The following is an 11,809-nucleotide window of genomic DNA, read 5'->3' on the forward strand; positions in this document are numbered from 1 at the left end:
TTAAAGTTTATACGCAATTTTATAATCCTGGCCTTTTTTGAGAGTTATCTCATAAAGTCCATTTCCTTTTGATACCACAGCTGCATTTTTACACACAGGTTTGGTACGGCTTTTTATCTTTAGAACCCCTGTTCCTACAGGAGAATTTACTTTTATCTCATTAGTACTGCAATAGATCTTGATATCGCCTCCAGGAGTCGGCACTGATCCCTCCATCCACTTCAACCCACCTAAGACGGGTTGGATAGAGTAAGTTTCATAACCTGCTGTCAAGGGTTGTACGCCTAAGTAATACTTACCCATCAGGTAAATCGGACTTGCGCCCCAGGCATGGCATAAACTCTTTCCGAACTCGCGTCCGTACATAGCATAATGCTCTGCACCCTTCTTGTCAGGGTTATATTCCTCCCAAAACGAGGTAGCTCCCAGATCAAGCATTCCTCCCCAATAATCTTTTATCTCCTTCAATACGTAATCCTGCTCGCCCATCGCACATAATGCTTCCAACTCATAGAAACGCATATAAGGCGTCACAATTTTCTGAACTTTATCATTCAAGAGAACACTTTGCTTCACCTGCTGCTTCTGCTCTTCATTGAAGTAATCGAAGAAGATCCCGAACATATTCGCATAACGCGTCACATTATCTGATTGGACACCATTCACCCGGCTGTGCACGAGCGCTTTCTTTTCGTCGCTCCAGTACGCATCAAAAATTTTGGTCTTCAGGTCTGCTGCCATCTTCCGATAGTTAGCCGCTCCTGAGGCATCATCCGCAAGATCTGCACATAGCGCCATTGTTTCCAGACTCCTGCAGAATAACAGCTGCTCGAAACTTACCTCACCCTGCTTGCTCAATTTCTCCGCCCAGTCAATGAATACCCAGTCGCCTGCTAAACCCTCCATCATGCCATTAGCATTTCTGCGTGAAAGACAATAGTCGATAAGGCTTTTCATTCGCGGATAAAGCTGAGTCACAAACTCCTTATCCCCTGTATACTTATAATAGTCATGCACACCCAGGAACCAATAGAACGTATAGTCCATGATGGTATTAATATGGCTACTGACGGGTTCCTTGCCTCTCAGAGCCAGGGTCGTACGCGTCACAGACCGTGAATCAAATGCCAGGTAATAATTCATCAGGTAGCTTTGATAAGCGTCCCCTGACCATATCCATCTGTCGCGCTTAATACCATCAATAAAAAACTCACGCGTGGTCAGCTCCATGGTGTATTTGGATATATCCCAGATCTTGTTCAACTGCGCGTCCGAAGATCTAAACTTACCCCGGTCAGCTACCGGAAGATACTCATAGAGCATAGACGCAGAGTCGATACTCACACCCTGATCGAGTTGTATATTCACGAAACGGAATGCTTTCGACAGGTTGATAAGTGAATCCCCAGCTACAGACTTATTAATATCAAGGTTATCCATTGTTTCACAAGTCTCGGTAGCCAGAGCCTCTTCTTTGGACTCACCGTAATAAAGATTCGCTTTACCCTTGCCCTTTAGACCATGAAGCTTAACGAAGCCGAACGTCTCTTTTCCGAAATCGATCAACAGGTTGTTTCCTGTCCTTTTTGATGACACAGCATACTGTGGCCGGGTGTTCAACTTAAAAGTAGAAGGAGGAAGTGCCGAATCATCAAAATTCCATGACCCCGCCTGTAACCAGGTAGTGCCCGACTGGTCGGATGCTTTTCCGGTTTCATCTATCCATTCCTTGTCTTCAAACGTTACCAACCAGCTGGAGTCAGATACAACTGTCTTCCCCTTTACATAGATAGAAGGTACCTTCTGCTGGTTATGAACTTTTAAGTTTAATTTATGCTTACCGGCAGGAATAGTAATTTTCTTCGGATAACCGCTGATCATCTTCCCGTCAAGTTTTACATTATATTGTCCTTCAGCCCTGATCTCTACCTCTTCAGCTTCTTTTAGGTCAAAAACCTTATGAAAGTCTATAAGCACGTAATGACTATCCTGTCTCCAGAAAGGAGGAAAGAATGTTCCCCTCTCCGTACGGCGGTTCTGCATATCATTGCTCAGCCATATCTCAAAGTCTCCCGGATACCAAATCCAGGTCGCCTTGTTTTGAGCAAAGCTCCCTGTGGATAATAACGAGAATAAACAGAAGACTAAAAATGCCTTGCTGATGTTTCTGTATTTGTTCATAACCTATTCAAATAAATTAAGCGTTATATAATGGTTTGTTCGTTTCAATGAAGCTACTCAAGGGCTACCTGCAAGTACTTATCGTTTATTGTTTGGGAGACTGGACGAAATTTAACTTGCTAAGTCCCTTGTCTACGGATGTTGCTACCGCTATACCCCGCTGGTCCTTCTTATTCACGGCGCAATAGAAGTGATATACCACGCCTTTGTGTTTTACGACAAACGATTTATGAGCAAACAGTTCGTCATATGGCGTAGATGGCTCAATCAGGTTTTCGCCTTTCCAATCTGTCCAGTTCACCAGATCATACGAGCAGGCAAAGCGATTGAACGCTCCTTTTGTGCCTTCCCAAAATGCTCCGAAGTAAAACATCACCCACAAGTCGCCCATCTTCTGAACAACCGCGTCACCAGTGATGCCTTTATTGAACTTCCCTAATACGGGGTCTTTTTGAAAACGTCTCCAGTTGATCATATCATCAGACAAAGCCATTCCGATACGCTCACTGCCCCGGTGAGGCTTCAAGCTGTCCCCCCTTGCATTGTAATACATAACAAATGGAGCACCTGTACTTTTTGATTTATCATACAAAACCGAAGTCTTATACATGGTGCTGTTCTCCCACCATCTCACGTCCTTATCATGTGGCGTCAAAACTGGTTTATCCAACCGTTCCCACTCATGAACAGTTGTTGGGTCTTTCTTAGTATGTGCTATTCCAATGGAAAGCACACCTGCTTCATATCCCTTGGAATTTCCACCAAAGTAAGACATCCAGTGCTTGCCTTTAAATGATTTCCATTTATAATTTCCTCCCCACTTCGGATCTTGCAAGGCTACATAGCCTGCCTTCTGGTTCACATCCCAGTCTGTACTATCAGAAAAAGACATTATTCTACCTTTGACTTTCCAATCCAGCAAATTCTTGCTTTCTGCGAGCCAGGTTTCATATCCCCGTCCACCGTAGATCAGATAAGTCATATACCACTTATTTCCTTTCTTAAATACACTCGGGCAATCCATCTTTTCCGAATCATCCGGCGGAACCATTACCAGGCCGTATTTATGGGGCGTCTTAATTTCATTATAAACTGCACGCATCTGCTCATCCGACACGACTTTCTTGTCCCCTTGAGCATTTGCTACACCTGTAAATCCTAATGCACAGAGAGAAACAAGCAATACGTTTCTAATATTCATGAATATCATCTAAATTATTGAACACTAAACAAATAAGACCCTGAGCCTACTGAAATCGCTGCTCTGTTCTTTTCAAACCTTATATTACGAAATTCCTTCCCGCCCTGGATAATCTTCCCGTTTTCCTTTATGGTGCTGCCTGAAGAAGCAGGTAGGTAAATAGTGGCGGATGTATTTGATGGAATCTGAACGCTCAGTTCAAAACCGTTGGCTTTTTTTATCCAGCTGCTTTTAATCTTACCGTACGGAGAAGCAAATTCCCCTCTTGCACTCGTAAGGTCACCTACCGGCTCAGGATGAATCACGATGTCTTTATAAGCAACGCTTCCTTCTGCGGAGCGGATACCCGCCAACCCGCTATATAACCATTCCATTAAATGGCCAAGCATAAAGTGATTATTCGACACATTTTCCAGTGCCTGCCAGGATTCTGTTAAGGCCGTTGCTCCCTTTGCCAACTGATACCCGTAACCTGGTACATCTGAACGGCTGTTCATATCATATATCACATCTGAACGACCTGCTTCTTCCAATACCCGAAGAACATATCTGTAACCGATATCGCCCGCTGTAAGACCGTTATTCCGATCCCTGATATCCTTAATGATATTCGCGAGAACGGCGTCCTTATCTTTTGGATCTACCAGATTCATATAGATAGCCATCGCGTTTGCAGTCTGACTGGCAGTCGCATACTGCTTTGTTTCTTTATTGAAAAATTTCTCATTGAAGGCTTCTTTAACTAATGCCGCTAAGGCATCGTATTCGGCAGCATCCTGATGCTTTCCAATCTTCCGGGCTATTTTGCTGATAATGCCCAGATCGTAGTAGAAGATCGCCGTACCAGTCACTCCCATTGGCGTTAGCTGCGATACGCCGGGCCTGTTCGGACCGAGGTCAAACCAGTCGCCCAGTCCCTGGGACAAAATATACCCCTTAGCCTGACCTTTAAGGTAACCTATATAACGCTTCATGACATCATAATTATCTTCCAGGATCCGCTCATCGCCATACCAATGATAAGCGTACCAGGGAGCTATTATACTGGTACTTCCCCATTCAGGTGAATCTCTGAACATCGTTCCTCCCCATGAAAAGGTCACAAATTCTGGTGCGATTTCAGGAACCAAACCGTCGCTCGTCTGCGAATAACGGATATCCTCAGCCGTCTTTCTGTAAAGGTTCAGCACATCATAATTGTACATAACCGAACTACCCATTAAATGAACCTGTTCCAGCCAGCCGAGCTTTTCACGGTGCGGACAATCTGTCAACACGCTCATCATATTACTCTTCATGGCCCAGTCTATCAGTCGATGGGTCTTGTTAAACAGGTCAGACGATGAGGAAAATTGCCCCACTGTAGCTGCAGAGTTCCGGATGTGAAGACTTTGCAAGGATTCTATACTCGGCAGACCCGAATCATTGGGTTTTCCGGATGGTATCGCTCCGCTGACTTCCAGATAACGGAAACCGTAATAAGTAAAACGCGGATGCCAGGTTTCCAAACCGTCACCTTTTAAAATATATTCATAATAATGCGGACTGCCTGTTGCCTTTTGATTGACAGTTCCGTCTGGCTTTAGCAATTCGCCCGGCGAAATACGCACCGTATCTCCTTTTTTTCCTCTTACCTGAATGTAAGGAACAGCAGAAGCATTTTGCCCCATGTCATAGACCCATTTGCCCGACCCGGGATGAGTTATTTTAACAGGCGAGAACCTTTCCATAATTTTCACGGGCTCAGCCATCTGCGGATCAAGTACGGGAGGACCGTCTACAACGACCACCGGTTTCCATGATTTAGCCTTAAATCCAGGTGAGTCCCAGCCTTTTTGCTCAAGAGTAGCATCATAGTCTTCCCCTCCATAAATACTGGTAAAAATGACCGGACTTTTGGCTGTCTTCCATGATGCATCACTTATCACGTTTTCAGACGTACCGTCTGCATATTCGATGGCAACCCGGCAGATCATTTTCGGATAACCAAAAGCCGACTTCAACTTCCTGAATCGCTTCCTCACCGGAGGAACATAGTAAAATCCGTTACCTAACATCACTCCTAGCGCGTTGTCGCCTTTTTTTAAGTTTTCGGTGACATCAAAGGTAACATACAGCGCCTGCTTGTCGTATTTGGTCCAGCCTGGATCAAGAAAATTCTCTCCCACTTTCTTTCCGTTCAGGCTCAGCTCAAAATGCCCCAGTCCGGAGATAAATGCAGTCGCTTTTTTAACCTGCTTCCTGACCCGGAAGTCTTTCCTTAATAAGGGTAATATGTTGTTATCATTGGTTTTATCTTTCTTGGCATCAGAAACCAGCGGATTTGCCAGAGAATCAGGGATTTTATCGTAAGCTATCCACTTCGCGTTCATCCAGTCAGCAGGGAGGAGCAATCCCATTTGCCACATGGCCGGCTCACTCCAGGGTGAATGATTTCCTTTGTTATCTGATACTTTGACTTTCCAATAGTAGCGTTGCGCAGAAACTAGCGGCTTCCCTTTATAGGCAACCTGTATGGAGGTGCCAGAACGGACAAGCTGGCTATCCCAGATATTGCCGATATTTTCTTCAAGAGCCGACTCACTATCGGATACCAAAATATGATAAGCAGTTTGAGAAACGTTCCGTGCTGAAGATAGAAGCTCCCAGCTAAAGCGTGGCGCCTTCATGTCCAAACCCAGGGGATTTGTTTTGTATTCAGTACGAAGATTACCCGCTTCCAGATCCTTTCCAATAACCTGCGCTGTAAAAAAGAACAGGCAAATAACAACTGCTAGTTTGTGCATAATTTATCTAAGTATTCTGGTCAGAACACAAAAATACTCTAAGCATGCAGCTTATTGTTATAAGAAGTTGGCTATATATTGTATGATGTTATCTTCAACAATTATATTACAGAATTAATTTTGGAACACAGACTTGACGTAAGCCGTATTCGCGGAGAAGTTCCGTTTGACGTTCCTCGGGTCGTTAGCATCCCTTGAACGCTCAACTACAAGCCAACCACTCCAACCCATATTGTCAAGCGTAGCCTTGACTTGCTTCATATCTATCCTGGGATTGTTCTCCAGCCATACACCGTCATCATCAGTACAGTGAATCTGGCAGATATTTTTCTTTCCGAGGATTTTGAGTTCACTGTTCAAATCACGGTTATTTTTCAGAGCATTCGAAAAATTAAAATAGGACTTCACATTCTTTGATCCGATATCTTTTAACAACTTAAGTTCCAGACTGGCATCAAGCGCAGTTTCAATACCGATTACGACTCCCGCCTTCTTTGCCATTTTACCGGCAACCTTTAGCCGCTCCACCAGGGCAGGACGCAATTCCGGATTCTTCACAAGATCGCCCTGTACCCCAAGAGGTAGAAATCCAACTTTGACTTTCATCGCGACCATCGTGTCGATACAATCCTGAATCATTCGTTTATAGGTCGGCCGGGTAGCGAGCGATTGCGCGTAAAAACCCGTCATCGCCAGGGAGCATATCTCAATATTCAAAGCCTTAGCCTGCGCCAGGAACTCATTTCGCATAGCCGGATCAGCCAGTTTGTTGTCAAACGTTTCGCGCTTTCCAAGTCCGCCCATATCTATCTCCAATCCATCAGCACCAATCTCCTTCGCCAACGCTATAGCGCTGAGCTTCTGCCTTTTCAGGATCATAAGATCAACAACAGCAACCTTATAGCGGGAGGAACCGGCCGCAAAAAGCTCAGCCATATCTGTTTCCGCCCGCAATATTCTCGGCAGCAAAAGAGTTCCTGCAAGCGCTAAGCCTGTCTGTGCCAAAAACTTTCTTCGTTGTATCTTCTCTCCGTTGTTTTCCATTTCTATTTGCTCGAATTACTACTAACTATCTTTTTGTCTGGGCATTAAACACCTTCTCCAAGTTTTCAAAACCTTTTACGGCATGTGCCGGTAGCTTTTCACCATGATCACCAAAAACATAAAGGGCCTTTTCCGGCTCGATGGTCACACCACTTTCCTGACCATCAACGAACTGAACAGCTTGCAGGTTCATATGAAAATGTTTGGCAAGAAAGGCATATAGTGCTTTTCTTTTAGAGATACCAAAATCATGACCTTCATCAGGCAGGTGCACGTTCTCAACATTTTCAGCCCTTCCGTAATATCTATAGATCTTCTTCAGGTATGGAAAGTCGTGCTCCGGCATCCGGTCTGTCCAATCTTTGCCGTCCGACACAACAAGCTGCGGCCGCGGTGCAGCCATGGCGGCTAATTCTACATTATTGGTTCCCCCTCCAGATTGATGAATCGGCATTCCACTTTCACATGGACATCCACCAAAGTGGTACGAAGAAAGCGATACAACAGGAGCTGCAAGCGTAATCCGATCATCCAATGCAGTCATCAGGGTGGTATGACTACCTCCGCCTGACCCGCCGCTAATGCCGACTCGCTTTTTATCAACGCCGTCAAGGCTCAGCAGGTAGTCCAGAATCCGTATTCCGCCCAATGCCTGTATCGTCACCGCAAGACTCCGTCGGTGATCCTCGCTCGCGAATTGCAAGCGTGATTCTCCCCAGGCGAAGAGGTCATAGCTAAATGCCATGGCTCCCATCTTAGCAATAGCTGCGCAGCGAAGCTGAGCATCCTTCCTGAAGCGATGACCGCCCCAATGACCGTCAGGACTCAATATCACCGGAATCTTACCTTTAAATTTTGCCGGACTATATAGCGAACCGTTCACAAACACTCCCGGTAAAATTTCGATAGCTATATTTTGAACAGTATAGCCACTCATCACCCGCTTAGGGGTAACGATAGGTTTTGACAATGGCCTCGGAGGTAAGTTCGCCAGACCCAATGCCGCATACAGCTCTTGTTTTAAGAAAACCTTACGCTGAGCCCAGGTAGCAACATCATGATAAGACGAAGCGATCTTGTCCAGACGCTTCCATCCATCCTCAACCTCCCACCTGTGGTATTCGAAATTTTTCAACTTGTACTTACCCGGACCTTCTTTGTTAACTTTTAAGTCAAGAGGCGACAATACATGGTTAAGGGTAACATCTACATCAGTGCGAATACGCCAATCGGCATAAGTTACCCACTTGTCTTTTACAAGCGCCTGATCTGCCTTGATGGTTACATTAAAGCGCTTCTGAATATCGTCCAGCACCGTCTGCAGAGGCTTGCGATACTGGTCATCTGAATTCTGCGCTCTGCCCACAAGGCTAGAGCAGAACAAAGCGAACAATAAACTATATGTTTTGATACCCGACATATGCTATTTACAAATCTTCACGAGCCTCAGCTCCTACAGGTGCAACATATCCCTTAAGTGCGGGCCATTTGCCCTTTTTAATCTTCTTAGTCTTAAGCCTGGAAGGATCTACCACCACGTGCTTCATCTTCTCCCTTCTCCATGTATAGGCGAAATGAAGCATTCCGTCAGAAGTTTGGATTACAGCAGGATATGAGTATTGGCTAATAGGCGAATCTTCCAGAATTAACGCAGCCTTCCAATTCTTGCCGTCTTTAGAAACCGCAACATTCAAAGGAGTTCTAGCTCCTTTAGCAAGCTTACCCGGAGGCAGCACATGGTTATACACCAATACATGCATTCCATCTTTAGTTGTTACAGCGTCTGTACCAGAGTTGTTGTTAGGCAAGCTGGTCTTAGCCAGAGGCGTCCACGTTTCACCATTGTCGTTTGACCATGCTTCAACCAGCGCCCTGTTTCTGCTCCGTGCCAGAATCTGCAATTTACCGTTCCCGTGATCCAGAATACTTGGCTGAATAGCATCAAGTGTGTCTTTTCCAGGATCCAGCGGGCCTATTTTTCGCCAGGTCTTACCAAAGTCGGGAGTTACCTCAAAATGTATCCTCCATCCGTTACCCTCTGTACTGGTTGGACAAAAAAGGTTTCCGTTGCTTAAAAGGATAGGTTTGTTCTTAACGGGACCTAAGTATCCTTCAGGTAATTTCTGGGCATCAGACCAGGTCGCACCACCGTCTTTTGACGTTTTTAACATCCCCCACCACTCAGATGGCTTTGGACCAACTTTGTAAAATAAGAGAAGGTCACCACCTTCTACCTGATATAATACAGGGTTCCATGTAGGTAGGCGCTTACCGTCAGGCTGAATACCATGTGCGGCAGATGCCGGAGCGGTCCATTTACCATCTACGTGTCTGGATACGTAAATTTCCACATCCGGATCACGCTCTCTTGTGCCTCCGAAGAAAGCATACACCAAACCTTTCGGCGTTTCTACAATAGTAGCCGAATGACATGATGGAAAGGGTGCTTTCTCATATATGAATTCGTCTTTAACAATTCCGTTTCTCCACTTCCCGCTTTGCGCATTGGCTGATATTGCAAACGCAGAACACAGAAAAAATAACAGTGTGCTTATTCCTTTAATCTTCATTTTATAAGTTGCTTGTAAACTTGTATTGTCCTGATCCAATTTCAAAAACGGCACGGCCGCCTTCCATTTTAATGAATTTTACTCCTTTAGAACCGGAAACTGCCTTTCCGGCTTCTTTCACGTCTTTACCCGATTTTGCCGGAATAGAAATAAGTGCAGTCGTATTAACCGGCACTTCAACTTCCCAGTTAAAAGACCTCGCATTTCTGGTCCAGTTACTAACAACCCGGCCATAAGCGGAATAATAGGATCCCTTAACAGCGTTTAATCCTTCAGGTAAGGTTGGATTCATCACCATTTGCTTAAAGGCCGATCCGTCGGCTGACTTGATTCCTGCTAAGTTCTCATAATACCAAACGATGAGGTCTCCCAATAACATAACATGATTTTGAGAGTTCATTTTCGGACTGGCAGTATTGCCATTCCATAACTCCCAGATCGTCGTCGCGCCATTTTCCACCATATATCCCCAGCTCGGGTAGTCACGGTTAGTCGCTATCTTAAAAGCAATATCAGATCTTCCGTTCTCGGTCAGTCCTCTCATCAGCATTTGCGTTCCTATAACTCCGGTGCTGATGTGTCCCTTGTTTTCTACCAGGATCTTCTCCTCGATATTGTTGAAAACCTTCGCTTTCACATCTGCAGGAACCATATCGTAATACAGCGGCAGAAGGTTAGCGGTAACCGTATTGTTTCCATACTGGAAAGTGGTCTTGTCAAGGAATTTATCATTGAAAGCCGCCTTAAGTCTCTCTGCAAGCACTTTGTAACGGCTCGCGTCTTCAGCTTGGTCCACGATAGAAGCAAACTTCTCCATCTTTCTCAACAGATCATAGAAAGTCGCCGTTGCAATCAAAACACCATCCGTCTGCCTCTTTGGGTCTCTCGAGTGAATCATTTCCTTCGATTCAGGAGGAACACACCAATCGCCGTATTTATCCTTAGTCATCAGATCGTTCTCCATGTACCTTTCGCTCATGTAAACGATCCACTTTTTCATGGACTCATAGTGGCGTTCCACAGACCGGACGTCGCCATATTGATGAAGCAGCATATCTGCGACTGCAATGTACGTTCCAGGCCAGGTCGTATTATCGCCATAGTACCTCCAGAAGGCCGGAGCTACATCCGGGATACTACCATCCGCCTTTTGCGCCTGCTGAATATCGTCCAACCACTTCGCATACAGACGGCCGTTATTAAATATAAAACTTTCGCCATAGGCGCCCGTTTTTCTGTCACCCAACCAGGGCTGTCTCTCGTTTCTCTGTGGGCAATCTACAGGCATGCCCTTGTAGTTCCCTAAAATACCCCAATAAGCGTTGTTATATACCTGATTGATGGTACGATCCGAAGTCTCAAAGCTTCCTACCGTCTTCATCTCATCATAGATCACTTCGCCTTCAAAATCTTCCACTTTCGGAATACCCGGGTATCCCTTGATTTCGACGTAGCGGAAGCCATGATAAACGAAAGAAGGCTGCCAGGTCTCCACACCTTCGCCTTTAAGGATGTAAAGGTCATTCACCTTCGCATCTCTCATGTTGTCCAGGAAAAGCTCCCCGTCTTTCTGTAGAGTTTCCGCAAAACGAAGCGAAACTGCAGTTCCTCTATTACCTTTCACACGCATTTTCACCCAGCCAGCCATGTTCTGACCCATGTCCATAATGTAAACACCCGGCTTCAAAAACTTGATGCTCACAGGTTTCACTGTCGACATGATCCGCATATTCGGAGTCATCTGCGCCTCGTACATGCCTCCCGGTTCCTGAACATATTCCGCCTGAAGCCATTTCGTGTCGTTAAATCCAGGCCGGTTCCAACCAGGCATCTCCTTCCTGGCGTCATACTCTTCGCCGTCATATTCATTGTTAGAGCGAATCGGACCATCAGCCGTCACCTTCCAGGTATCGTCAGTGGTGATCGTTTCAGAGCTTCCGTCCGTATAAGTCACCTCAAGATTCAGAAGCATCTTCGGGTATCCAAAGGTCTTAATCTTATAAGGCTTGTAACTTTGCCTCATGGTG

At 45.4% G+C, this 11,809-nt stretch carries 7 protein-coding genes; all 7 read right to left on the bottom strand.

What is annotated here, in order from left to right:
* On the bottom strand, positions 1–2,181 hold the full coding sequence (locus ACKI5J_RS05755; protein ID WP_407427426.1) for an alpha-L-rhamnosidase C-terminal domain-containing protein: 2,181 nt from the start codon (positions 2,179–2,181) through the stop codon (positions 1–3).
* 85 nt (positions 2,182–2,266) lie between these two features.
* Complete coding sequence (locus ACKI5J_RS05760) at positions 2,267–3,382, bottom strand: glycosylase (RefSeq protein ID WP_407427428.1); 1,116 nt, start codon at positions 3,380–3,382, stop codon at positions 2,267–2,269.
* A gap of 14 nt (positions 3,383–3,396) precedes the next feature.
* Positions 3,397–6,168 carry a family 78 glycoside hydrolase catalytic domain gene (locus ACKI5J_RS05765; RefSeq protein ID WP_407427430.1) on the bottom strand — a complete coding sequence of 924 codons (2,772 nt, stop codon included), beginning with the start codon at positions 6,166–6,168 and terminating at the stop codon, positions 3,397–3,399.
* A 114-nt stretch (positions 6,169–6,282) separates the two neighbouring features.
* Entirely contained in the window at positions 6,283–7,212 is a 930-nt protein-coding gene (locus ACKI5J_RS05770) for a sugar phosphate isomerase/epimerase family protein (RefSeq protein WP_407427432.1), read from the bottom strand.
* Positions 7,213–7,237: 25 nt separating this feature from the next.
* Positions 7,238–8,632, bottom strand: coding sequence for an alpha/beta hydrolase family protein (locus tag ACKI5J_RS05775; protein WP_407427434.1), 1,395 nt, complete (start codon positions 8,630–8,632; stop codon positions 7,238–7,240).
* A 7-nt stretch (positions 8,633–8,639) separates the two neighbouring features.
* On the bottom strand, positions 8,640–9,782 hold the full coding sequence (locus ACKI5J_RS05780; RefSeq protein WP_407427436.1) for an exo-alpha-sialidase: 1,143 nt from the start codon (positions 9,780–9,782) through the stop codon (positions 8,640–8,642).
* A gap of 1 nt (position 9,783) precedes the next feature.
* Positions 9,784–11,809 (bottom strand): family 78 glycoside hydrolase catalytic domain (locus tag ACKI5J_RS05785; protein ID WP_407427438.1); only part of this gene is annotated, 2,026 nt, incomplete at its 5' end.

Origin of the sequence: Arcticibacter sp. (genome assembly GCF_045629565.1) — a bacterium.
Lineage (GTDB): Bacteria > Bacteroidota > Bacteroidia > Sphingobacteriales > Sphingobacteriaceae > Arcticibacter.

What these genes read in the sequence shown, in the direction of transcription:
- ACKI5J_RS05755 (WP_407427426.1), bottom strand. Translation starts at nt 2,181, where the DNA reads ATGAACAAATACAGAAACATCAGCAAGGCATTTTTAGTCTTCTGTTTA.
- ACKI5J_RS05760 (WP_407427428.1), bottom strand. Translation starts at nt 3,382, where the DNA reads ATGAATATTAGAAACGTATTGCTTGTTTCTCTCTGTGCATTAGGATTT.
- ACKI5J_RS05765 (WP_407427430.1), bottom strand. Translation starts at nt 6,168, where the DNA reads ATGCACAAACTAGCAGTTGTTATTTGCCTGTTCTTTTTTACAGCGCAG.
- ACKI5J_RS05770 (WP_407427432.1), bottom strand. Translation starts at nt 7,212, where the DNA reads ATGGAAAACAACGGAGAGAAGATACAACGAAGAAAGTTTTTGGCACAG.
- ACKI5J_RS05775 (WP_407427434.1), bottom strand. Translation starts at nt 8,632, where the DNA reads ATGTCGGGTATCAAAACATATAGTTTATTGTTCGCTTTGTTCTGCTCT.
- ACKI5J_RS05780 (WP_407427436.1), bottom strand. Translation starts at nt 9,782, where the DNA reads ATGAAGATTAAAGGAATAAGCACACTGTTATTTTTTCTGTGTTCTGCG.